Source organism: Ruegeria sp. HKCCD9138 (assembly GCF_057220975.1).
Genome location: NZ_JBWVAZ010000006.1, coordinates 1 through 23,199, shown reverse-complemented (window position 1 = coordinate 23,199; position 23,199 = coordinate 1). Strand labels below are relative to the sequence as shown.

The 23,199-nt window shown below is 58.3% G+C and carries 19 protein-coding genes; 12 read left to right on the top strand and 7 right to left on the bottom strand.

Translation table 11 applies throughout. The annotated features are described in order from the left end of the window. Window positions 1-168 precede the first annotated feature (168 nt). From AC2TEL_RS12010 to AC2TEL_RS11990, 5 genes are all read left to right on the top strand, one after another. A complete protein-coding gene (locus AC2TEL_RS12010) occupies window positions 169-2,367 on the top strand; it encodes a Tex family protein (RefSeq protein WP_480904214.1) in 2,199 nt (732 codons plus the stop codon). A 253-nt stretch (window positions 2,368-2,620) separates the two neighbouring features. Next, on the top strand, window positions 2,621-4,720 hold the full coding sequence (locus AC2TEL_RS12005) for a hydantoinase/oxoprolinase family protein (RefSeq protein WP_480904211.1): 2,100 nt from the start codon (window positions 2,621-2,623) through the stop codon (window positions 4,718-4,720). Continuing rightward, window positions 4,717-6,366 (top strand): hydantoinase B/oxoprolinase family protein, encoded by a 1,650-nt coding sequence (locus AC2TEL_RS12000; protein ID WP_480862221.1) that lies wholly within the window; start codon window positions 4,717-4,719, stop codon window positions 6,364-6,366. The genes AC2TEL_RS12005 and AC2TEL_RS12000 overlap by 4 nt, the downstream gene beginning before the upstream one ends. Beyond that, on the top strand, window positions 6,363-7,442 hold the full coding sequence (locus AC2TEL_RS11995; RefSeq protein WP_480904208.1) for a pyridoxal phosphate-dependent aminotransferase: 1,080 nt from the start codon (window positions 6,363-6,365) through the stop codon (window positions 7,440-7,442). Before AC2TEL_RS12000 ends, AC2TEL_RS11995 begins: the two co-directional genes overlap by 4 nt. Further along, on the top strand, window positions 7,439-8,179 hold the full coding sequence (locus tag AC2TEL_RS11990; RefSeq protein WP_480904205.1) for a maleate cis-trans isomerase family protein: 741 nt from the start codon (window positions 7,439-7,441) through the stop codon (window positions 8,177-8,179). Before AC2TEL_RS11995 ends, AC2TEL_RS11990 begins: the two co-directional genes overlap by 4 nt. 45 nt (window positions 8,180-8,224) lie before the next feature. On the opposite strand, the gene AC2TEL_RS11985 is transcribed toward AC2TEL_RS11990, so the two are convergent. From AC2TEL_RS11985 to AC2TEL_RS11955, 7 genes are read right to left on the bottom strand one after another with little or no spacing between them, the layout of a single operon-like run. Beyond that, window positions 8,225-10,153, bottom strand: a complete 1,929-nt coding sequence (locus AC2TEL_RS11985) for a multiheme c-type cytochrome (protein WP_480904202.1) — start codon at window positions 10,151-10,153, stop codon at window positions 8,225-8,227. Beyond that, window positions 10,150-11,436 (bottom strand): hypothetical protein, encoded by a 1,287-nt coding sequence (locus tag AC2TEL_RS11980; protein WP_480904199.1) that lies wholly within the window; start codon window positions 11,434-11,436, stop codon window positions 10,150-10,152. The genes AC2TEL_RS11985 and AC2TEL_RS11980 overlap by 4 nt, the downstream gene beginning before the upstream one ends. Continuing rightward, complete coding sequence (locus AC2TEL_RS11975) at window positions 11,436-12,971, bottom strand: VWA domain-containing protein (RefSeq protein ID WP_480904306.1); 1,536 nt, start codon at window positions 12,969-12,971, stop codon at window positions 11,436-11,438. The genes AC2TEL_RS11980 and AC2TEL_RS11975 overlap by 1 nt, the downstream gene beginning before the upstream one ends. After that, window positions 12,971-13,954: a VWA domain-containing protein gene (locus tag AC2TEL_RS11970; protein WP_480904197.1), complete on the bottom strand. Its 984-nt coding sequence runs from the start codon at window positions 13,952-13,954 to the stop codon at window positions 12,971-12,973. The genes AC2TEL_RS11975 and AC2TEL_RS11970 overlap by 1 nt, the downstream gene beginning before the upstream one ends. Window position 13,955: 1 nt before the next feature. Then, window positions 13,956-14,432: a DUF4381 domain-containing protein gene (locus tag AC2TEL_RS11965; protein ID WP_480904194.1), complete on the bottom strand. Its 477-nt coding sequence runs from the start codon at window positions 14,430-14,432 to the stop codon at window positions 13,956-13,958. Continuing rightward, window positions 14,429-15,409, bottom strand: a complete 981-nt coding sequence (locus tag AC2TEL_RS11960; protein WP_480904192.1) for a DUF58 domain-containing protein — start codon at window positions 15,407-15,409, stop codon at window positions 14,429-14,431. Before AC2TEL_RS11960 ends, AC2TEL_RS11965 begins: the two co-directional genes overlap by 4 nt. A gap of 7 nt (window positions 15,410-15,416) precedes the next feature. Then, window positions 15,417-16,406 (bottom strand): AAA family ATPase, encoded by a 990-nt coding sequence (locus AC2TEL_RS11955; RefSeq protein ID WP_480904189.1) that lies wholly within the window; start codon window positions 16,404-16,406, stop codon window positions 15,417-15,419. 356 nt (window positions 16,407-16,762) lie between these two features. Here AC2TEL_RS11955 and AC2TEL_RS11950 point away from each other — a divergent pair, with 356 nt between their 5' ends. From AC2TEL_RS11950 to AC2TEL_RS11920, 7 genes are all read left to right on the top strand, one after another. After that, on the top strand, window positions 16,763-17,431 hold the full coding sequence (locus AC2TEL_RS11950) for a Crp/Fnr family transcriptional regulator (RefSeq protein WP_480904188.1): 669 nt from the start codon (window positions 16,763-16,765) through the stop codon (window positions 17,429-17,431). Between the two features lie 102 nt (window positions 17,432-17,533). Then, window positions 17,534-17,743: a YgaP family membrane protein gene (locus tag AC2TEL_RS11945; protein WP_480841725.1), complete on the top strand. Its 210-nt coding sequence runs from the start codon at window positions 17,534-17,536 to the stop codon at window positions 17,741-17,743. Further along, the gene (locus AC2TEL_RS11940; protein WP_480841723.1) at window positions 17,743-18,177 is read left to right on the top strand and encodes a YeeE/YedE family protein; all 435 of its coding nucleotides are present in this window, start codon (window positions 17,743-17,745) and stop codon (window positions 18,175-18,177) included. The genes AC2TEL_RS11945 and AC2TEL_RS11940 overlap by 1 nt, the downstream gene beginning before the upstream one ends. Window positions 18,178-18,180: 3 nt before the next feature. Continuing rightward, window positions 18,181-18,618 carry a DUF6691 family protein gene (locus AC2TEL_RS11935; protein WP_480904185.1) on the top strand — a complete coding sequence of 146 codons (438 nt, stop codon included), beginning with the start codon at window positions 18,181-18,183 and terminating at the stop codon, window positions 18,616-18,618. A gap of 23 nt (window positions 18,619-18,641) precedes the next feature. Further along, window positions 18,642-19,526, top strand: coding sequence for an MBL fold metallo-hydrolase (locus tag AC2TEL_RS11930; protein ID WP_480904182.1), 885 nt, complete (start codon window positions 18,642-18,644; stop codon window positions 19,524-19,526). 20 nt (window positions 19,527-19,546) lie between these two features. Then, complete coding sequence (locus AC2TEL_RS11925) at window positions 19,547-21,226, top strand: bifunctional protein tyrosine phosphatase family protein/NAD(P)/FAD-dependent oxidoreductase (protein WP_480862218.1); 1,680 nt, start codon at window positions 19,547-19,549, stop codon at window positions 21,224-21,226. A gap of 84 nt (window positions 21,227-21,310) precedes the next feature. Further along, the gene (locus tag AC2TEL_RS11920; protein ID WP_480904179.1) at window positions 21,311-23,047 is read left to right on the top strand and encodes a SulP family inorganic anion transporter; all 1,737 of its coding nucleotides are present in this window, start codon (window positions 21,311-21,313) and stop codon (window positions 23,045-23,047) included. The last annotated feature ends 152 nt before the right edge of the window (window positions 23,048-23,199 follow it).

Genomic DNA, 23,199 nt, shown 5'->3' with positions numbered 1-23,199 from the left:
TTTGCTCCGAGTTTTTTGTGCAAGTCCCGTGTGCCCTGAACGGGTGCAGATGCCTGCGCAGAGAACGTGCAGAAACTGTGCAGACCGCCGTTTGGTGACTGAGGGCTCTTTCCCTTGGCAGCGCCTCTGGCTAGAACAGCCCTCCAACCGAATGCACGGAGGCCCCCTTTGGATCGCATCGCCAGCACCATCGCCACGGAAATCAAAGCCCGCCCCGAGCAGGTGGGTGCAGCGGTCAAACTGTTGGATGACGGGGCAACAGTTCCTTTTGTTGCCCGATACCGCAAAGAGGTGACCGGCGGGCTGGATGATTCCCAGCTAAGGATTCTGGCGGATCGATTGACTTATCTGCGTGAGCTTGAGGCCCGGCGCGAGTCCATCCTTGGGTCAATCAAAGATCAGGGAAAGCTGACTGATGATTTGGCGAAATCCATCGCGCAGGCGGAAACCAAGGCGCAGTTGGAAGACATCTACCTGCCGTTCAAGCCAAAGCGCCGCACCAAGGCGATGATCGCGCGAGAAAATGGTCTCGAACCTTTGGCGGAATCCGTTCTGGCCGACCGAACGGCAAAGCCCGAAACGCTGGCCGAGGGCTATGTAACCGAAGCGTTTCCGACTATAAAAGACGCCCTGAACGGCGCACGGGACATTATCACCGAACGTCTGACAGAGGATGCGACCTTGCTTGGCGAATTGCGCGAGTTCATGCAAAGCGAAGCCCTGCTGAGCGCCAAGGTGATCGACGGGAAACAGCAGGAAGGTGCCAAGTTCAGCGACTATTTTGATCACTCCGAACTGTGGTCCTCGGTCCCGTCGCACCGGGCACTGGCTATGCTGCGCGCCTCGAAAGAGGGGATCGTGACGCTGGATATTGCGCCCAATCCCGAAACCGGGGCGGCCCGGGCCGAGACGATTGTTGCCGCGCATTTGGATACGCGCGGTAATGGGCCAGGTGATGCCTGGTTGCGCAAAGTCGCGGGCTGGACGTGGCGGGTGAAGCTTTCCTTGTCGATGATGGTCGAGTTGATGGCCGATCTGCGCGCCCGCGCTCAGGAGGAAGCCATTCAGGTATTTTCGCGTAACCTCAAGGATTTGCTGTTGTCGGCACCTGCCGGGGCCCGGGCAACGCTGGGCCTTGATCCCGGCATTCGTACTGGTGTGAAAGCAGCGGTCGTCGACGCGACGGGCAAGGTGCTTGCGACCGATACACTCTACCCCTTTCAACCCAAGAACGACCTGCGCGGCACTCAGGACACGATTTACCGGCTGATCACAACCCATAACATCGAGCTGATCGCCATCGGAAACGGAACCGCCAGCCGTGAGACAGAGCGCCTTGTCGCCGATACGCTCAAGCTGTTGCCCAAAACAGTAAAGACCCCGACAAAGGTAGTCGTGTCCGAGGCCGGAGCTTCGGTCTATTCGGCTTCGGAGCTGGCGGCGCGCGAGTTTCCCGATCTTGACGTTTCCCTGCGCGGGGCGGTTTCCATTGCGCGGCGCCTGCAGGACCCCCTCGCGGAACTGGTGAAGATCGAGCCCAAAAGCATCGGCGTCGGCCAGTACCAGCACGACGTGGACCAGCACCGTTTGTCGCAATCGCTGGAGGCGGTCATCGAAGATGTGGTCAACGCCGTGGGCGTCGACCTCAACACTGCGTCTGCGCCACTGCTGTCCCACGTTTCCGGTCTAGGGCCAGGGCTGGCCGAGGCAATCGTGATGCATCGCGATGTGAATGGCGCTTTTGAATCTCGAAAAGATCTGATGAAAGTTGCGCGCCTTGGTCCCCGCGCTTTTGAGCAATGCGCTGGGTTCTTGCGCATTCGGGACGGTTCTGAACCACTGGACGCATCCTCTGTTCACCCCGAGGCGTATGACGTGGCCCGCCGCGTGGTCGCGGCCTGCGGACGCGACATCCGTCAGATCATGGGCCAGGAAGGCGTCCTGAAACGGTTGCGTGCCGAGCAGTTCGTGGATGACAGGTTCGGCCTTCCAACCATCCGTGATATCTTTACCGAACTTGAAAAACCGGGCCGTGACCCGCGCCCGAGTTTCGTAACCGCGTCATTTGCGGACGGGGTGGAAGAGATTACCGATCTGAAGCCGGGGATGTCACTGGAAGGTACAGTTACAAACGTCGCCGCGTTTGGTGCGTTCGTGGATATTGGTGTGCATCAGGACGGTCTTGTCCACATCAGTCAGCTCGCCGACAGGTTCGTGAAAGATCCGCATGACGTGGTCAAAGCGGGCCAGGTCGTCAAAGTCCGAGTTGTTGAAGTCGACGTCCAACGCAAGCGCATTGGGTTGACGATGCGAAAAGATGGCGGTGCTACAGGGGGCCATACCGGAAAACGGGGCAAGTTCTCCTGAGCCGACCTAACGCAGGCCTCAACAATTGCGGGGCTATCTGTTTCTCGAAAACAAGTATTGACGCAAGGCCGTCCGCTATCCCAGTATCGCCGGGATCACAGCAGGAAGGCCAGTGGTTGTGCACGTCAGTTCCGTTCAGCCCATGATGCGTCGTCAGACCGGGTGCGATCTCGTCGCCTGACCCGAGGGTCCTAGCGCGCTTGCGCCAGAGCCGCCTTCGGGCCTGAATTCTTCTTCCAGCACCAGATACCACATGACACAGACACATGGATTGCGCATGGCAATCGATATTGGCGGCACGTTCACCGACACCGTGCTGATGAACAACGCCTCGGAAATTGTGGCAACGACAAAAACGCCGACAACCCCGCATCAGCCCGCCGTAGGCGCATTGGAGGGCGCAAACCGGGTGCTTGCCAGCGCAGGCGCACATTGGGATCAGGTCACCGGCCTGATCCACGGAACCACCCTGGCCACCAACGCGCTGATCGAGCGTCGAGGAGCAGTAACCGCAACAATCACGACGCAGGGCTTTCGGGACATTCTGGAAATCGCTTATGAACGTCGGTACAGCCAGTATGCGATCAATCTGGTCAAGCCCGATCTGATTGTGCCGCGCACCCACGCCCTGACAATTGGGGGGCGTATGGATGCCCAGGGGTGCGAACTGGCGCCGCTGGACGAAGCGCAGGTTTCATCACTAGCGCAGGAACTCAGTGAACTGGGGGTCGAGGCAGTCGCGATCTGTCTGCTTCATTCCTATGCAAACCCTGCGCATGAACTGCGCCTGAAGGAACTTTTGTCTCAACAGTGGCCAGAACTGATCATCTCACTCAGTCACGAAATCAGCCCGGAAGCACGGGAATTCGATCGCCTTTGCACCACAATCGCAAACGCCTACATTCAGCCTCTTATGGCGGGCTATCTGGCGGATTTCGAAAACCGCTTCAGGGACATAGGTCTGGCTTGCCCGATCCTGATGATGACGGCCGGTGGCGGGATGACGACGGTCGAAACGGCCGCGCGATTGCCAATTCGTCTGGTCGAATCCGGCCCTGCGGGCGGTGCCATTCTTGCGGCACGCATCGCGCAGGAAACCGACGAGACCCAAGTGCTTTCCTTCGACATGGGCGGCACGACGGCCAAGCTGTGCCTGATTGACGAGTTTCGCCCGCAGACCGCCCGAAAATTTGAAATCTCGCGTGCCGAACGTTTCATCAAAGGGTCGGGTATGCCGGTTAGAATTCCCGTTATCGAGATGATCGAGATCGGCGCAGGCGGTGGGTCTATTGCCCGCGTTGACCGGCTGGGACGTGTTCAGGTCGGGCCGCACAGCGCGGGGTCTGATCCGGGCCCTGCTGCCTTTGGCAAAGGTGGGACACATCCGACAGTTACCGACGCCGATATCGCACTGGGCCTGATAGAACCAACGCGCTTTGCCGAGGGGCGGCTGGCGATCGATCGTGACGCTGCTAAATCTGCTTTGAACGAAGATGTCGGGCGCCACCTCAGCCTGCAACCCGACAAAGCCGCCTTTGCGGTCAGCGAGATTGTAGACGAAAGCATGGCCAGCGCGGGGCGAATGCACGCGGTCGAATCCGGCAAGGATCTTGAGCAGCGCGTCATGATCGCGTTCGGTGGCAATGGTCCTCTGCACGCCACCCGGGTGGCGCGACGGTCGCGGATGAACCGGATCCTTATTCCACGCGATCCTGGCGTTGGGTCGGCGGTCGGCTTTCTTTTCGCGCCGGTCTCGTATGAGATCATCAGGTCTCGATATGCCCGGCTTGAGACGCTGGATGTAAAAGGGCTGAACAGTTTCTTCGACACAATGTACAACGAGGCTTTGGCGGTCGTTCGCGCCGGGGCGCCAACCGGAGATCTGTCGCAAAGGCGGGTCGCGTTCATGCGGTATCATGGGCAAGGGCATGAGATCGAAATTCGACTACCTGATCGCGCAATGAGCCTTGCAGATCTGCCAGACCTGAAAGCCGCATTCGAAGCCGAATACAGCCGCCAATTCAGCCGGACGGTTCCCGGCATGACAATTGAAATCCTGAACTGGGGACTGTCGGTATCATCCGCTGCACCTGCCCTTCGACCGCGCGCGGAAACACCCGCCACCAAATTGCGGAACGCGAGCGAAACGCGCGAAATTCTGTGCGACGTTACCAGAACATGGCGCGCGGCCGGATTGTTCAACCGCGACGATCTAAAGCCCGGGGACAAAGTCAATGGCCCTGCCCTGATCGTCGAAGCACAAACTACGACCTGCATCAGCGCAGATTTCAGTGCCACGATCGACGAGCAAGGCAATATCTGGCTGACACGAGACAAGGAGGCCGCAACATGACACCGTCCGATACACGTCTTCAGGTGATGTGGAACCGGTTGCTTGCCGTGGTCGAGGAACAGGGTCAGGCCCTGATCCGCGCGGCTTTCAGCCCCATCGTCCGCGAATGCGGTGACATCTCGGCAGGAATATTCGACGAGCGTGGCCGGATGCTGGCGCAGGCTGTCACCGGCACCCCCGGCCATATCAACACGATGGCCGAAGCGGTCAAAACCCTGCGTGATCGCTTTCCGGTCCCCGACATGCAACCCGGCGATATTTACATGACCAACGATCCATGGATCGCGTCAGGGCATCTGAATGACTTCCTGCTGATGATGCCGGTTTTCTACGGCGACCGGGTGATCGGATTTACGGCCTGCACCTCGCATCTGGTCGATTTGGGCGGGCTTGGTATGGGGCCGGAAGGTAGCGATATCTATGACGAAGGGTTGCTGATTCCACCCTGCAAACTGGTCAGTCAGGGCCAGGTCAACGCTTTGCTGCTCGACATCGTAAAGGCCAATTCACGAGAACCGATTGCCAACGAGGGCGACATCTATGCGTTGATCGCCTGTTGCGAGGCTGGATCGGATCGGCTTGTGCAAATGATGGACGAATTCGGCATCAGCGACCTTTACGTCCTGTCGGAATACATCATCGAAACGTCGCGACGCGGAACGCTCGACGCCATCGCAGCTTTGCCAAACGGCACGTGGCATCACGTTTTGAAGGTGGATGGCTATGAGAGCGAAATCGAGTTGCACGCTTCCCTGACAATTGCCGACGATCACCTGCTGTTGGATTTCTCTGGAACAGACGGTTGCGTTGGCAAGGGGATCAACGTGCCGTTGAACTATGCCACGGCTTATTCCGTCTTTGCACTGCGCTGCATAATCGGGGCGGACATACCAAACAATGCAGGCTCGCTTGAGCCGTTTCGCGTTACGGGTCCCAAGGGCTGTATCCTCAATGCTCAACCCCCTGCCCCGGTTGCGATGCGGCATACGCTGGGTCAGATGACGCCTGATCTGGTCTATGGGTGCCTGTCTCAGGTCCTGCCCGAGGTGATCCCGGCCGAAGGCGCCTCTTGCATGTATGACCTGCCCCTACGCCATGCCGCCGAGGCCGTGGATCGGGGGGATGACCTATTCGCGCTCGAGCTGGTTTTTAATGGCGGGACCGGCGCGCGCCCTTCGCTGGATGGTCTTTCGGCCACGGCCTTCCCCAGTGGCGTCTGGGGCAGTCAGGTCGAAACGACCGAGGCAGTCTCACCAGTCCTGTTTCACCGACGGGAACTGCGCGTTGACTCCGGTGGCGCGGGCAGGTTTCGAGGCGGGCTTGGGCAACAAATCGAAATCAGCGCGTCCAAGGATCAGGACCTGATGCTGTTTCTGTCGGTTGAGCGGGTGCTTAATCCGGCCAAAGGGCGCGATGGCGGCCAGAACGGTGCACCGGGCTGTATCAGGGTTGATCCGGAAGGAAAAACTCTGCCGGGCAAAGGGGAGTTTCGCATTCGTGCAGGCGAAACCCTCGTTTTCGAAACACCCGGAGGCGGTGGTTTCGGCACCCCATCAGAGCGAGCGCAAGAGGCGTTGCAAAACGATGTTGACGCCGGGTTGGTCAGTGAAAAAGCTTCCCGCCAAGTGTACGGAGGACGCTCATGACGACGCCCCGCCTCCATATCGCGCACATGGCGCCCTATGCGCTGGCCGATTTGACCGCGCCGGTTGGAAAACCGCTGATCTCACTGTCCCAGAATGAAAGCCTGCGCCCGCCCAGCCCTCTGGCCATCGCCGCGGCAACCGAGACGTTGGGTCGAGGAAACTTGTATCCGGATCCAGACTGGACAGACCTCCGCCATGCATTGGCGGAACTGCACAGGCTTGAGGTTGAGCAGATCCTGTGCGGCAACGGCTCGCTGGACCTGATCGGGTGTATTGCCCGGGTCTATTCGGGCGAAGCCCGTGCGGTCTTGGCCCCGGCACACGCTTACCCATTCTTCCGGACGGCAGCACAAATGGCGAACGCCCGATTTGACACCGCCCCCGAGGATAACGCGGTCGTCAGTGTTGATGCATTGCTGGAGGGCATTCGCCCGGATACCGGGATCGTCTTTGTGGCCAATCCCGGAAACCCGACGGGCACGCGGATATCCAAGACAGAACTGATCCGGCTGCGAAACTCTTTGCGCCCTGACATCCTGTTGGTGATCGACGAAGCTTATGGCGAGTTTGCCGACGATCTGAAAGAGCGCTGCTTTGACATGGTTCAGGGCGGAAACACTTTGGTTCTGCGGACGTTTTCCAAAGCCTACGGAATGGCGGGTTACCGCGTTGGGTGGGGGTACTTTCCACCTGCTATTGCCGCCGAATTGCGTAAAGTCCTGAACCCCAACGCAATCACGGCTCCGACGCAGGCTGCGGCCAAGGCGGCCGTCCAAGATGATACGTACATGCGTGAGACCTGCGCCATGACCGCCGACCTGCGAGAGTGGGCCGAAGCTGAGCTAAGGCATGCAGGTTTGCGCACTTACCAAAGTTTCACGAATTTTCTTCTGATCGACATGGGCAGCGCTGACGCTGCGGCCGCGGCAGACATGGCGCTTCGGCAAGAGGGTATTTTCCTGCGTGCCCAATCCGGCGCAGGCCTGCCGCACACCCTGCGCATGACAATCGGCCGGAAGCCCGCGATGGAGGCCGCACTCAACGGTCTGAAGCACTGGAAGGAGACTGCCCAATGACAGCGTCAAGAGGCCGGGCCCGGTTGGGCATACTGGTGCCGTTTACAAACACCAACCTCGAACCCGACATGGTGCTGATGCGACCCGATGGTGTGTCACTGCATTTTGGGCGAATGGGTGGGTACGACGGGGATGAAATCCCGGATGCAGACCAGATGCACGGACTTGGAGCCGCCGATCTGGATGAGCCATTGCATCTTTTGTTGGGCGCAAGACCGGATGTGATACTGTACGGCTGCACCTCGGCAACGTTGACGCATGGCCCGGAATTCGACCGCGCGCTTGCGGCGAAAATCACTGCCAGTTGCGGTGCCCATACCATTACGGCCGCGGGGGCTCTTGCAAACGCGCTCACCAAACTGGATGCAAAGCGCATCGGATTTGCCTCTCCCTATGTCTCTGCGATCAACGATATGGCAGTGCACTTTCTGGCGATGTTGGGGTTTGAAACCGTTCAGCGCTCCGAGGTGACCGAGACGCTCGACAATACCGGACAAGGCGCGCTTGATCCTGATGCGGTGTTCGACCTTGGGCGCAAGGCGGATCACCCCGATGCCGACGTTATTGTCTTGTCCTGCACCGACATGCGCAGCGTCGAGGCACTGGAGAGGCTCGAAGAAACTCTCGGTAAACCGGTAATCAGTTCAAATCAGGCGATGCTTTTTGCGGCCCTTGAAGCCTTGGAGCTCCGTGACCCTATCAAGGGATTTGGGCAACTTTTGTCAAACCGGGATTGAGTGCGGGTGACGTCAAGTCCTGCACCGTTCCTTCGGCAAAAATACCTAAGGGGACTCGATCGAAACCTTCAGGTCATTCAGCGCCTGACTGCCCGGCAACTGGCTCAGCGCTTCATCCAGAACGCCCAGAGTGGCCTCGCGCCCGTCGACCGCAGCGGTGATCCGGGCCAGCATGACCCACGCTTCTTCGCGCTGCGGGTCCATGCGCACGACCTCTCGGAAGGCACCCTGGGCGGCAGGGAAGTTTCTCAACGTCAGCGCCATGCCGCCCAGAACCAAATGCGTTTCCGGAAAATCAATCCGCGCTTGCAATGTTTGCTGCCATTCTGACATCGCCAACCGCATATCCGCGCCAGCCCGTTTTGAAAGATCGGTATTCGGGGCTGTCAGCATCGCCTTTGCCGCCTCGATCCGCACCATGCGCTTTGGATCACCCAACAAGCCACTCACACGCTGCGCGAATAGCTGTGGCGGTGCAGCCTGCTGGACCGATATCGCCGCTGCCCGGACCAGAGGGTCATCGTCGGCAAGCAAAGGCGCCATGTCATCAGCCGTGTTTGCATCGGCTCCTTGAGACAGCAACCACAGGGACGTTGCGCGGATAAGTCCGGGTTGGCTTTTGTCCAGCGCCAGTTCGCTCAAATCCGGCAGTGCAGCGGTGGGGTTGGCCCGTCCGGCCGCCAATGCGACTGCATAATGCGGGCGCGAGGCGGAATCCGGGTAGCGCTTTGCAATCTCCTTGGCCGCCCACTCTGCGGTCTGGTCCGAGTGGCAATCCGTACATGCATCGGGCGCTCCGGTTGTTGCCGCCAGATCGGGCCGGGGAATACGAAAGCTGTGATCCCGCCGGCCATCGATACCCATATAGTCGCGCTCGATCATGTGGCAGTTTTTGCATAGCGCCCTATCGGATCCTTCGGCATGGAAGTGATGTGAAGAGTCATCATAGGTTTTCAATGGCAGCGACGGGAAATCTGGGTTTCCCGCCGGAGAGTGGCACTGTGTGCAAACCGTGTTGCCTTCGGCTTTCAGGGTCGCAGTGTGTGCGTCGTGACAATTCAGGCAGCTTACACCCTTGTCATACATCTTCGATTGCAGGAAAGAGCCGTACACGTAGACCTCATCCAGAATCTGTCCGTCAGCGTGATACAGTCCCGGACGCAGCAAAGACAGGTTGTACGCGTCATGAAATGGGGTGCCGGGCAACGGGTTGCCGTCCCCAAACGGCTCACGCCGGGAATGGCAGGTGGCGCATTGCTGTATCGTTGCCTCGGGTTCCGCCGCCCGAAAATCCATCGAAAAACCAAAGCCGGCGGGCGCTGTCGCGCGCGGTGTTTCAGCCCATTCAACATGCCGCGAACCGGGGCCATGGCAGGCCTCGCAACCTACACCGATCTCGGCTTGGGTCGATGAATAAGACTGACGGTGTTCATCAAATCGTTTTTCGAACCCGGTCGCGTGGCATTCTGCACACCGGGCATTCCAGTTTTTGTAAGGACCAGTCCAATGCAATCCATCATCTGCTGACAACTTCTGTTCAGGATAGAGGTGGTACCATCGCTCTTTTTCAACATCCCACACAACGTCAAAGCTCTGAACTCGTCCCGGTTCTGTCTCGATCAGGTATTGCTGAAGTGGCGCGACCCCCGCGACCGAATGCACGGTATAATCGCTTGTCGTCCCGTCAGCTTCGAACAGGCGAATGCGAAAGATTTCATCTTCGATTGAGAATTCATATCGAACACCGTCATGTTCGAAGCTCGTTCCATCAAAATCGGCCAGAACTGTTTCGGGCGACGGCATGGTCCACGCCAGCGCGTGGTGAGACCCGGCCCAAGCTTCAGTGGCGTCTGAATGACAGGTCTTGCATTGCTGGGACCCGACATAGTCAACCGTTTCGTCAGTGGTTTGTGCGGTAGCCGTCGCAATCGACCAAAACCCGGCAACAACAGTCAGGATCATTGAACGGATCATGGGATGCTCCTGCCTGTTGCATGACCGGGGTTTAAAGGTGGAAGCGACCGGTTGACGCCCGGCTTCGTGTGGCCGGTACGAAACCCTCGTACTGCAGCCTGCAAAAGAGTCCATGCCTCAGCCTCATCCGTATCTTCGTTGGCTGGGCCATAACGCGCCGCTCCGATCTGCGCCAATGCAGCCTTGATTGACGGATCCCGTCTGGGATCGTAGTCGCGATCCCTTTCGCCCCATAGGTTCAACGCGTCCAGGCTGGCGGCAAGTTCCTGCCGCTTGATAGCGGCAAGCAAGGTGTCACGCGCGTATTCAACAGAAGCCAGATAGCGTGACTTTCGCGCTGCATAATGGCGCGTCCACAATGACCAAACCGGCTTCCACACAATCCAAAGAAGTCCCAGCGCCGCAACAAGCCCGCCGCCGATCCAGAGCAATTTGCGCAGGGGCAGCTCTGACACAGGCCGCGCAACTGGGGCATCCACGGTCAACGGAATCCCTTCGATGGTTGCCGTTTCGATCTGACCCGTGTCCAGATTGAACCAGTCCACGACGACAGCGTCGGCCATTCCGTTGCCACCGCTTTGCGCAAGATACGTTACTTGTTCCACCCGGGTTCCTCCGATCACGCCGCGCTGATTGGTTTCGGTCAAAACCGGTTCAGATGGATAGGTTGCAATCCCTTCAATCGGTGGGGCTGGAACAAGCGCTGGGATGAACATGGGAGAGGTGCCCTCGATCTCGGCGGTAACTGTTCGTGTGATGCTGTCGCCGGGTGAAAGCGGCGATTGCTCGCCGGACATCTCCTGTGTCAATTCCAGCTTTGTGGCGCCAATGAACGGGTCCATGCCCTCAGCACCTTCCGGCAGAGTTCCGGTGATGATGATGGCATCGATACCCGCGCGATCTTCGCGTGGGGCATTGGTATCGGGGTCTGCCCAGGTCACGATCAGGTCCTGCGGCGGAATTTCGAAACGGCCCGGGGCCATTGGCATGATGCGATAGCGGCGAGTGACACCCGACCATGTGTCGCCACCGACACTTTCGCTGACTGGGTTTGTAGATCGTTCCGGCAGGCGAACATTCAGGTTTGCAGCCTCGAAGCTGGGAAAGACAACCGGTTTCGGCATCCATGTCGGCACCAAAACCTTGATGCGAAGATCTATCGACTGCCCGGGTACCGCTTCTTCCGCCGACAGTTCAACGGACACGCGCGGTGCGAGGTCACCTTGTGCCATGACCGAGCTTGCGAAAAGAAGAAAGGCAGTGCAGGGCTTGATCAGTTGCATCATTGCCCCGTACTCGCTTCGAACTGGAACCGCATCCGCAGAAAATCTCCGGTGCTTGTGTCGACGGTGTTCATCCACTGCTCGGTGCTAAGGACTGTATCCTCCCCCTGAGGCTGGTTTTCTAGTTGAGTTTCCGCCCCCCGCGCGGCCTCATTGTCAAAGACCACATCATCTGCGCCAATCCCGGCTTCTTCTCCTGTATCCGAGGCTTCGCGCGTGGCTTCCACGTATTCGACGATTTCCTGAGCGGTTTGCAGGTTTTCCTCGGCGCCCGGGAAATTTGGGTCGCGTTCCAACGTGGATTCGAAGGCGCGTACACCGTCGCGATATTGCCGGTTCTTGATATGTGCCAGACCCTGCGTGAAGGCTGCTTCAGGTGTATCAAGGCGCTCAAGAACTTCAATCGCTTCGTCGTAACGGCCCGCCCGATAGAGCGCGTAGCCTTTCCATTGCGGGTCCACAAATGCGTCGGCTGCGTTTGAAAAATCGTTTTGGTGGAAGGCCCGATAACCCTGCTGATCGGGCGTCCAGAACCAATCGGTGATGCCATCGGCCCGCACGGAAGACGGAGCGATGGTCGATGCCACAAGCGCGACAAGAGCGGCGGCCCATCGCATTGTCCAACCCTGCCGAAACCAGATCAGGGTCAGCAGAACCGCCGGAACGCCCAGCCACCAACCGCGATTCTCCCAGGGTTGGTCCCCATTCTGCAAGATGGCGCGGCGATAGTCCGTATTGAGCAATCGGTCCAGTCTCGCCACATCCGAGCCGTCAGCGGTCGCGCGGATCACGGGCACAGAACTCAGCAGGTCGAGGCCCTGGTCGCCAACGCCATCCGGCAGCATTGCCAAGGCGGCGATCATAGCATCCCCTTCAGCTTCGATCTGATTTGCATCGGTTGTACTCAGCCCGTCGAGAACGAACAGGATACCACCCGCCTGTTCGGCCTCCAGGAGCGTCTTGGCAAGATCGAGAGCCGTCAGAGCATTCGATCCGTCCTCGGGCATGACTTCGGGCAGCAGACCCTCGAGATAGGGCAACATGACCTGAGGGTCTTCGGTGAACGGAAGAACACGATGCGCGGTTCCGGCGTAAGCCACCAACGCGGTACGTCCGCCAGCGCGTAAATCCAGCAGGTCGCGAATTTTGAATTTCGCCCGCTCCAGCCGGTCTGGCGGCAGATCCGGCGATATCATCGACGGGGTCACTTCCAGTGCGATGACCAGCGGGCCGGTCTTGGCCAGGAACGGATCGACCTGCCGTGTCCAGGTTGGGCCGGACGCACCGAGTAAGGCAAGGGTCAGTATCAGCGCGGCGTGGTCGATCGGCAGATACCACCCCTGCCCTGCATTGCCGACAGTCAGGGCCTTTCGCAGATGCGGCGCGATCCGGTTCGACATCGGCTCTGTGCGGGTGGCAGCACGTCGGTTGATCCACCAAAGGCCCAGCAGAGGGATCAACAGAAGCAACCAGAGCGGTCGCAGGAAGTGAAAGGCTTCCAGAAACAGTGCGAGACCTGACAAGAGCAGATCCATCACGCAGCCCTCCACCCAACGCGGCGAATTGTCAGCACGGCCAGAGTGAACAGGCCCAGAATCGCGGCCAACGCCAAGGCAATCGGGGCCAGCTGGGTGCGCGGACGATACGAAACCTGCTCGACCAGCCGTGGCGACAATTCGTCGATCCGTGCGTAGACTGCCGCCAGCGCCTCTGCATCGGACGCAAAAAAGGAACTGCCACCCGTCCGTTCGGCTATGTCCGTCAAGGCTTGCGTATCGACACGATTCTCGCCCGTTGCGTTGGGGTCACCGACCGCAATCGTGTGGATTTCGACGCCTTTGCTGCGCGCGATCTCTGCAGCATTCAACGGACTCATGCGGCTGCCGGTGTCACTTCCGTCGGACAACAAGATCATCAGTCGCTGGTCGACATCACTGGTTTCGAATGTCCGAATTCCCAACCCTATGGCGTCTCCAATGACCGTGTTTGGACCAGCCATGCCAACCTCGGTGAGTTCCACAAGGTCGCTGATCGTTGCCAGATCCTCGGTCAGCGGCGCCTGAAGGAAGGCTCGGGTGCCAAAGACGATCAATGCGATGCGGTCGCCGTCGCGCTCGGCAACGAAGTCCTGAACGACATCCTTTACCGCAGCAAGCCGTTGTACCTGGTCTCCGTTCGGGGTTTCGAAATCGACGGTGTCCATCGATCCGGAAATATCGAGGGCCAATACCACGTCGCGGGCGGATCGTGTTATTTCAATTGGCTCGCCCAATCTTTCCGGACGCGCAAGGGCCAGGACCAAAAGCACCCAGATTGCCATCGCTGTCACCATCTGCAAACGTGTCCGGTGCAGGATCACCGCCCCCGGTGAGGGCTTAACCTCGGCCGCTACAACGATTTTTCGGAAGAATGGGAATCTGAGCGCAGAAACTTTTTCCTTCCGCGCAGGCAAGTAACGCCAGACAATCACGGGCAACGGCAAGAGCAACAAAGCGTATGGAAAGCCGAGCGCAAGCACGTCATCCCTCCGCCCTGTGCGTGCGAACCCAGCGTTCCGCAATGCGCATAAGTTCGGGTGTCGTTGCTGATTGCTTGGCGTAAGGGGCTTTTGAAACGACCTGACCGTCGCCCTTGCAAAACGCGCTGCCCGCACCTGTACGATCCAGAAAGGCCAGCCAATCCGAACCGCAGAGATTTGCGACATCCGTGCGAGGAAATGCCGCCAGCGCGCACCGCCGCAGGATTTCTGCAACAAGCGCCGGATCTTCTCCCGCCGCTTTCAAGGCCGCCAGCGCATCTCGCCGATACGCGTTCGCTACATAGTTCCGGTGCCAACGCCAAACTGCGTATGCGATCACGCCGAGAAGAAGAAGCGCCAACGCAACCCAACCCCAGGTCTGCGGAGCCATGGAAACCGCTGGCGGCTCCGGCGGCGGAACAAGCTGGTTGATCAGATCGACCAGAGTGACGGCGGCTGTTTCATCAGGCTCGTTCATCGCCGCACCAATCCCATCAGTCTTCGCATCTGCGCAAGACTATCCTGCGCAGAGGACAGGGGCAGAACGGGCACACCCAGAGTTCGGGTCCAGTCCAGGACCTCGGCCAAACGGCCACGTGACATCTCCATCAGCCGCCGGTGCACGGTTATTTGCCCGGTATCGATCTCGGCCTGCATTTCCCCGTCGGAAATGACCAGACGGAGGTTTTCAGGCAAGTCATCAGCAATCGGGTCCGTCACAAAGCCAAGGATCAGATCGTTGTGACGCGACAGCCCCCGGATCAGCTTGTGCGTTTGATCGTCAATGACGTCGAAATCGGAAAAGACCAGTATCAAATGGTCCCGCGAAGCAATCCGACTGACCGAAGCCAGAACCTGATTGAGGCTGACCGGCGCGACATTTGGCGCATCGGCACGAAGCAATGCGTTTGCGGCGGAGATTGCGGTCAGAAATCGGGTCAGCGCCGAAGTACTGCGCTGTGGCTTGATTTCGGCAATCGCCTCATCGCCGAAGACGATCCCCCCGACCCTGTCGCCCTGATCCAGAATTCGAAATGCCGCAAGCGCCGCGCATTCGGCCGCTGTCACCGATTTCATGTTCAAACAAGAGCCAAAGAACATCGACATCCGCTGATCAACGACAATCAGCGCAGGCCGGTCCCGTTCCTCGGTAAAAACCCGGACATAGGGTTTGCCGGTGCGGGCCGTCACTTTCCAGTCGATAGACCGGACGTCATCGGAGGGCAGGTAGCCACGCAACTCCTCGAATGCCAGCCCCCGCCCCCGCATCCGCGAGGAATGACGGCCGTTCAGCGCACTGCCGGATGGCTGACGTGGCAGAAAACTTAGGGATCGGGCCTGTCCCTGCAATCGCCACAGATGGGCCAAGTCCACAGAAACCCGAGTGTCTAATTCGGTTTCTGCGGATGGGATGGGTGTCATCCCGGTTCGTATGCGGGCAGCCCGGTCGATCATAACAGCCTCATGTCAACGCGACCTGGGCGATCATTTCTTCCACGACATGATCTGGAGTGACGCCTTCGCCCAGAGCCTCGTAGCTCAGCCCCAGACGATGACGGAACACGTTGGCCGCTATGGCACGGACGTCTTGCGGGTCGACATAGTCGCGGCCCTTCAACCAGGCATGCGTGCGACCGCATTTGTCCAGTGCCAACGACGCGCGAGGACTTGCGCCCACTTCGATCCAACGCCCAAGATCCTCGCCATAGTCAGCAGGGTTGCGGGTCGCATACACAAGATCCACCATGTAACGCTCCATCGCTTCCGAGACGTGGATTTCCACAATTTCGCTGCGGGCCTGAAATACTGTGTCTTGCGACATCGTTTCTGCCGGTTCGGCTTTGGGCGATTTCGGTTTGTTGGCCGCAGCTTCTTCGCCGCGCACCAGCCGGATCACTTGCACTTCATCGTCGGCGGGTGGGTAGTCGACCAAAACATGCATCAGGAATCGATCCATCTGCGCTTCGGGCAACGGGTATGTGCCCTCTTGTTCGATCGGGTTCTGGGTTGCCATCACCATGAAAAGCGACGGCATTTTATGAGTTGTACCGGCAACCGTGACCTGCCGCTCTTCCATGGCTTCCAGCAATGCCGCCTGCACTTTCGCCGGGGCCCGGTTGATCTCGTCCGCCAGAACCAGATTGGCGAAGATCGGGCCGGGTTCAAACCGGAATTCGGACCCCTTGTCCGTCTGATAGTAAACCTCTGTCCCCGTCACATCGGAGGGCAGGAGATCGGGAGTGAACTGAATTCGGCTGAACTGGCTTTCCAAGTTCTTCGCCAACGCCTTGACCGCGCGCGTCTTGGCCAATCCCGGCAGGCCTTCAACCAGCAGATTGCCGTTTGCCAACAGACCGATCACCAGTTTCTCGATCACGTCTCGTTGTCCAATTATGGACTTGCCCATGCGGGAAATCAGAGTGTCGACCGCCTGTTGTGCATCTGTTGCCATGGGAATTCCAAAACATACTAAAAAAGTCCCACGCCCACGGGCACAGGCCTGTCGTGACAATATCAAGTCGTCGAGATCGGTTTCCGGAGGAGTTGAGGCGACGACGATTACTCCATCGACATTGAACCGGGTGCCCCATTGAATTGCAATGCCGGAATGTGACCGTGCCAGCCAAGCGACAGAATTTGGGCGACCAGGGATCGTTTCGATTTGCCTTGAAGATCTCCCAACGTTCAACCGATAGTGTTTTTTCTTTTGAATGGTTCGGATTGCGACAGGAATACCTTTCGCCCACGAAACAGCCGTGTCATCTAGGAGCGAACAAGCACCTGCTTTGGCAAAGAGGAAGCAAAACAGTGTCGTGGATCGAGACGTTCAAAGGGTTGAGCCGTCTGCCGGAGGATATCCGTGCCGAGCTCGAAAGCCGAAGCCAGATTGTTTCGGTTCCCGCGGGCACTCAGGTTTTCGCACCGGGTCAATCTGCAGACAACCTGCTGCTTCTGCTTGAAGGCACTGTCCGGGTCCAGCAGAGATCTGACACCGGACGAGAGGTCTTTCTCTACCGTGTTCACACCGGCGAAAGTTGCGTCCTGACGACGGCCTGCATGCTAGCCTTCGAGGATTATTCTGCCGATGGAATTGCCGAAACGGATGTTTCCGCCGTTGCCATTCCCAGAGAGGCCTTTGACGATCTGTTGGCACGTTCGCCTGTGTTCAGGGAATTCGTTCTGACTGCATATTCGCGGCGGATCACCGATCTGTTCACGCTGATCGACGATATCGTGTTCCAGCGCATGGATGTTCGCCTTGCCGCGCGTCTACTGTCGCTCGCCGACCAGGATGGAACTGTTCACGCAACGCACGCATTTCTTGGAACCGAGCTTGGTACGGCCCGAGAAGTGATCTCGCGTACTCTGTCAGAGTTTCAGCGGCGAGGCTGGGTTGAACAATCTCGTGGAGAGGTGCGATTGACGGGCCGTGCAGGCCTTGAACGGCTCGCCAGATCGGCGGGCGTAGACGGCTAGCGCATAACCGACACCGAAACGGGTATGTTTGGTGATCAAGTCACCAAAGATCCCTTCTGACCCGTGCAAATCTGCATCCATCGATTCTCGATGGAGTGAGATATGACGATCAATATGGGTAAAATTGACCGGGGCCTGCGCCTGGTGCTGGCAGCCGTTCTTCTGTTTGCAGCTTTCGGCACACCCGCGATCGGGTCTGGCCTCTTGTTCTGGCTGGCTTTGGCAGTTGCAGGTGTCTTCGCGCTGACGGCGTTTGTGGGCAACTGCCCGCTTTATACCATTTTTGGCCTGAAAACCTGTCGGGGCCGCTGATGATCGAAACCTCGTTTACGCCGTGGATGTCGCTGGCGGGTGGCGTTCTGATCGGACTCTCCGCGACGTTTCTGATGTTTTTTCAGGGCCGTGTGATGGGCGCCACGGGCATTCTTGCGGGCCTGCTGCAACCTCGATCCGGAAACGACTTTGCCTGGCGCGCGTCATTGGTGGCCGGAATGGTATCCGGTCCTCTTGTCATCGCGCTGACGACGGGGCACTTGCCCGCTGTCCAGGTTCCGAATTCAACCACCGCGCTTGTACTGGGCGGTTTCATTGTCGGCTTGGGCGTAACTTTTGGCGCAGGATGCACATCGGGGCATGGGGTCTGCGGTATGGCCCGACTCAGCCCTCGATCCATTGTGGCGACCGTGACATTCATGGCGTGTACGTTCGCGACCGTATTCATCATTCGGCACGTGATCGGAGGCTAGGTCATGAAACTGATCGCAACTTACGTGATCGGCCTTGTCTTTGGTGTGGGAATTTCGATTTCGGGCATGGCAAACCCCGCCAAGGTTTTAAATTTCTTCGACATATTCGGACATTGGGACCCCTCCCTGATCTTTGTCATGGGTGGTGCTCTGGTGACGACTTTCGTCGGCTACAAGCTGGTTTTTGGACGATCTGCGCCTGTCTTCGAAGACGGGTTCAGCCTGCCGACCTCGCGATCGATCGATGCAAGGCTCATCGGCGGATCGGCCGTGTTTGGGATCGGCTGGGGCGTATCCGGCTTTTGCCCCGGCGGCGCGCTGCCTGCGCTCGGCACCGGCCGGTGGGAAGTCTTCGCTTTCGTTGGCGCGCTTCTGGTCGGGATCGTCCTTGCCAAGCTTTTGCAACCTACAGCCACCCCATCACGACAGGCCAAGGCCTGAACACTATCCGGAGGAGACCTGATATGACGACTTATCCCGTGAATATGACGATCAAACCCGAAGTGCAGGCCTTCTTTGATGAGGCCACGAACACGATCAGCTATATCGTGAAGGACCCAAACTCGAACGCCTGTGCCATCGTCGACAGTGTCATGGACATCGACTATGCGGCTGGACGCATCACATTTGATCATGCCGATGAACTGATCCGCACCATCACCGAACAGGGATTGAAGCTCGAGTGGATCATCGAGACCCACGTTCATGCCGACCACCTGTCGGCTGCGCCTTTCATTCAGGAAAAACTGGGCGGCAGGATTGGTGTCGGGTCGCAGATCACCGTGGTGCAGGACACGTTCGGCAAGGTCTTCAACGAAGGAACCGAGTTTCAGAGGGACGGCTCGCAATTCGACGCATTGTTCAAAGACGGCGACACCTACAAGATAGGCTCAATGCATGCCTTCGCCATGTACACGCCAGGTCATACGCCTGCGTGCATGGTTCATGTCATGGGCGACGCTGCATTTGTCGGTGATACGCTCTTCATGCCTGATGGCGGTTCGGCGCGGGCCGATTTTCCCGGCGGCGACGCGGGTGTTCTTTATGACTCGATCCAGAAGGTTTTGGCACTGCCTGACGAAACCCGCCTGTTCATGTGCCATGACTATGGGCCAAACGGGCGCGATATCGCCTGGGAAACCACAGTGGCCGAGGAGAAGGCGCACAACATTCATGTCGGCGGCGGCAAGACGAAAGGGGAATTCGTAAAATACCGCACCGAACGAGATGCCACGCTGTCTATGCCCAACCTCATCATCCCATCCCTGCAGGTGAACATGCGAGCAGGCGAAATTCCGACCGACCCGGATGGGAATCCGATGCTCAAAGTGCCGGTCAACGGGCTTTGATCCAAGCATAGGAGGTAGAAATGGAGATCCGGAAAATATCGTCGAAGTTCGCCGTCAGCCCACAAATTGCGGTTGAGGATGTCGAACCCCTCGCCGCGCAGGGCTTTCGCGCGATTATCTGCAACCGCCCCGATGGTGAAGGCGCAGACCAGCCTTCGTTCAAGGAAATCGAAGCCGCAGCCCGCTCAGCAGGGATCGAAGCCCGTTATATCCCGATACAATCCGGAATGGTGAAAGACGAAGACGTCATCGCATTCGGCGATGTTCTTGAAGATCTGCAACGCCCGGTTCTGGCTTATTGCCGAACCGGAACGCGGTCGGCCACGCTGTGGTCCTTTCACGAGGCAAAGAAGCGCCCGATGGCCGAAATCCTGATGGCGACCAAGGCGGTTGGCTATGACATGAACGGGGTCGCGCGGCGCATTGCCAATGGAGGAAAAACCCCGACCGATGACGGAGATGCCCATTTCGAAGTCGTGATCATCGGCGCCGGTGCGGGCGGAATTTCTGTCGCCGCAAGTTTGAAGGCACGAAAGCCGGACCTGAACGTTGCCATCATCGACCCGGCTGACATTCACTACTATCAACCCGGCTGGACCATGGTTGGCGGTGGTATTTTTGACGTCCAGACAACGGCCAAGACGATGGGCAGCCTGATTCCAAAAGGGGTGCATTGGCTCAAATCCGCCGTCGCAGCCTTTGAGCCTGAAAACAACGCGGTCATCCTCGATGGATGCCGGGTGGTAAAGTACGACCGTCTGGTTGTATGTCCCGGTTTGAAGCTTGATTGGGGCAAGGTCGAGGGCCTGGTAGAGACTTTGGGCCGAAATGGAGTGACGTCGAATTATCGCTACGACCTTGCCCCGTATACCTGGAAGCTTGTTCAGGAGATGAAGGAAGGGCGGGCCCTTTTCACTCAACCACCCATGCCGATCAAGTGCGCGGGCGCGCCCCAAAAGGCGATGTACCTGTCAGGCGATGCATGGTTCCGGCGCGGTGTGTTGAAAGACATCGACATTCAATTCATGAACGCGGGCGGCGTGCTGTTTGGCGTCAAGGACTACGTGCCTGCGCTGGAAAAATACGTTGAGAAATATGGCACGACACTCAACTATTTTCACAACCTGGTTTCGGTCGACGGGCCAGCAAAGAAGGCGGTATTTGAGGTCAGGAAACCAGATACCGACCCCAACACGGTCGAGATCGAGTTTGACATGATGCATGTCTGCCCGCCTCAGACTGCGCCGGACTTCATTCGCGTTTCCCCATTGGCCGACGCCACGGGTTGGGTCGATGTGGACCAGGCCACATTGCGCCACAAAAACTATGACAACATATGGTCGCTGGGTGACGTGATGAACGCGCCCAACGCCAAAACCGCTGCCGCAGCCCGCAAACAAGCCCCGACAGTTGCGGATAACATCGTGGCCGACATCGCCGGACGATCAGCGGTCGCACAGTATGATGGGTACGGATCCTGCCCCCTGACCGTTGAACGTGGCAAGATCGTCCTGGCCGAGTTCGGCTACGGCGGCGCCCTTAAGCCAAGTTTCCCAAGGTTCCTGATCGATGGCACAAGACCCAGCCGGGCGGCATGGTTTTTGAAGGAAGTTTTGCTTCCGCCGATCTACTGGAAAGCGATGCTGCGCGGAAAAGAATGGATGGCCAGGCCAGAAAAGCTGAAGGTTGCAGCAAAATAGGCAATTGGCCGCAACAGGTTCCAGTCACAACAACTTATTGGTAGCGCCGACTAAGTCGGGCGCGCCTCGCCTCCGGACAACAGAATGATCGACAAGCTCCGCCAGTTTTTTCCCATTCTTGATTGGGGTCGGACCTATTCTCGCGCTGCGTTTTCGAATGATCTGATCGCGGCAGTGATCGTGACGATCATGCTGATACCGCAATCTCTGGCTTATGCGTTGCTGGCAGGACTGCCACCCGAGGCAGGTATTTATGCCTCCATCGTGCCTATCGTCTTATATGCCATTTTCGGGACAAGCAGATCTTTGGCGGTTGGTCCGGTTGCGGTTGTCTCGCTACTGACCGCATCCGCAATCGGACAAGTCGCCCAACAAGGGACAGCGGGTTATGCAATTGCCGCCCTGACCCTTGCGTTTTTGTCCGGCGGGTTTCTGGTGCTGATGGGCGTTTTGCGCCTGGGCTTTTTGGCGAACTTTCTCAGCCATCCGGTCATTGCCGGTTTCATCACGGCCTCGGGTATCCTGATCGCGACCAGCCAGCTCAAACACATTCTGGGCGTCGATGCGCATGGGCACACGCTGCCGGAGATATTGGGCTCAATCGTTGCGCATCTGCCAGAGGTCAATTGGACCACCGTACTCATCGGAATCACTGCCACAGGATTTTTGTTCTGGGCGCGAAAACACCTTAATCCGTCTCTCAACCGGATTGGAGTGCCCACAACTTTGGCAAATGTTCTGACCAAAGCCGGACCGGTCGCCGCAGTGATTGCCACGACCGTCGCGGTGTGGGGCTTGGATTTGGCGGACCAAGGCGTGAGAATTGTCGGCGCGGTGCCACAAAGCCTGCCGCCACTGACGCTGCCGGGGTTGTCCTCCGACCTCCTAGGCGCCCTTCTTGTTCCGGCGATCCTGATTTCCATCATCGGGTTCGTAGAAAGCGTTTCCGTCGCACAAACGCTCGCCGCAAAAAAACGGCAACGGATCGACCCGGATCAGGAGTTGATCGGGCTCGGGGCGGCCAATCTCGGTGCTGCATTCACCGGCGGCTACCCGGTAACCGGTGGATTCGCCCGGTCGGTGGTGAATTACGATGCCGGCGCTGAAACGCCAGCGGCCGGGGCTTTGACGGCAATAGGCCTTGCAATCGCTGCCGTCGCCCTGACTCCCCTGGTCTATTTTCTGCCAAATGCAACGTTGGCCGCAACCATCATTGTTGCGGTGCTCAGCCTTGTTGATCTGTCGATCCTGAAAAAGACCTGGGCCTATTCCCGGGCCGACTTCACTGCCGTGGCGGCGACAATTCTTCTGACACTTGGCCTTGGGGTCGAAGTAGGGGTTGCATCCGGTGTTGCCACCTCGGTTCTGCTGCATCTCTACAAAACGTCACGACCGCATGTGGCCGAGATAGGTCTGGTTCCCGGCACCCAGCATTTCAGGAACGTCCTGCGCCATTATGTTGAAACCGACCCATCGGTTGTCACGCTGCGCATCGACGAGAGCCTGTATTTCGTGAACGCACGATTTTTGGAAGACCTGATACAATGTCGCGTGGCAGGGGACCGCAGCGTTCGCCACGTCATCCTTATGTTTTCTGCAGTCAACGAAGTCGACTTTTCAGCGCTGGAAAGCCTGGAAGCGATCAATCACCGGCTGAAAGATCTGGGCGTCGGACTTCACCTGTCCGAGGTCAAGGGACCCGTCATGGATCGCCTGGGAAGGTCACGCTTTCTTCAGGAGCTAAATGGCAGGGTATTTCTGTCTCAGTTCGATGCTTGGACAGACCTCATTTCCGCTCCGTTGCCAGATGCTGCGGAGTAAGAAAGCTGCGCGAGAAACCGCTTATTGAACCTGTGAGTGAAAAGAGCGCTTTCTTGGTCGAAAAAACGCTTGGAAAAAGACAGCCCCGATAGGGTTAGCGAAGGATCGCCTTGCCTGCGTATTCCGCAACCTCACCGAGGCTTTCTTCGATG

Bases quoted from the DNA above. Each gene is read 5' to 3' on its own strand.
- AC2TEL_RS11965 (WP_480904194.1), bottom strand. From the start codon at position 14,432: ATGAACGAGCCTGATGAAACAGCCGCCGTCACTCTGGTCGATCTGATC.
- AC2TEL_RS11940 (WP_480841723.1), top strand. From the start codon at position 17,743: ATGATCGAAACCTCGTTTACGCCGTGGATGTCGCTGGCGGGTGGCGTT.
- AC2TEL_RS11955 (WP_480904189.1), bottom strand. From the start codon at position 16,406: ATGGCAACAGATGCACAACAGGCGGTCGACACTCTGATTTCCCGCATG.
- AC2TEL_RS11930 (WP_480904182.1), top strand. From the start codon at position 18,642: ATGACGACTTATCCCGTGAATATGACGATCAAACCCGAAGTGCAGGCC.
- AC2TEL_RS11920 (WP_480904179.1), top strand. From the start codon at position 21,311: ATGATCGACAAGCTCCGCCAGTTTTTTCCCATTCTTGATTGGGGTCGG.
- AC2TEL_RS11980 (WP_480904199.1), bottom strand. From the start codon at position 11,436: ATGCAACTGATCAAGCCCTGCACTGCCTTTCTTCTTTTCGCAAGCTCG.
- AC2TEL_RS12000 (WP_480862221.1), top strand. From the start codon at position 4,717: ATGACACCGTCCGATACACGTCTTCAGGTGATGTGGAACCGGTTGCTT.
- AC2TEL_RS11925 (WP_480862218.1), top strand. From the start codon at position 19,547: ATGGAGATCCGGAAAATATCGTCGAAGTTCGCCGTCAGCCCACAAATT.
- AC2TEL_RS11960 (WP_480904192.1), bottom strand. From the start codon at position 15,409: ATGATCGACCGGGCTGCCCGCATACGAACCGGGATGACACCCATCCCA.
- AC2TEL_RS11985 (WP_480904202.1), bottom strand. From the start codon at position 10,153: ATGATCCGTTCAATGATCCTGACTGTTGTTGCCGGGTTTTGGTCGATT.
- AC2TEL_RS11935 (WP_480904185.1), top strand. From the start codon at position 18,181: ATGAAACTGATCGCAACTTACGTGATCGGCCTTGTCTTTGGTGTGGGA.
- AC2TEL_RS12005 (WP_480904211.1), top strand. From the start codon at position 2,621: ATGACACAGACACATGGATTGCGCATGGCAATCGATATTGGCGGCACG.
- AC2TEL_RS11990 (WP_480904205.1), top strand. From the start codon at position 7,439: ATGACAGCGTCAAGAGGCCGGGCCCGGTTGGGCATACTGGTGCCGTTT.
- AC2TEL_RS11945 (WP_480841725.1), top strand. From the start codon at position 17,534: ATGACGATCAATATGGGTAAAATTGACCGGGGCCTGCGCCTGGTGCTG.
- AC2TEL_RS11975 (WP_480904306.1), bottom strand. From the start codon at position 12,971: ATGGATCTGCTCTTGTCAGGTCTCGCACTGTTTCTGGAAGCCTTTCAC.
- AC2TEL_RS11995 (WP_480904208.1), top strand. From the start codon at position 6,363: ATGACGACGCCCCGCCTCCATATCGCGCACATGGCGCCCTATGCGCTG.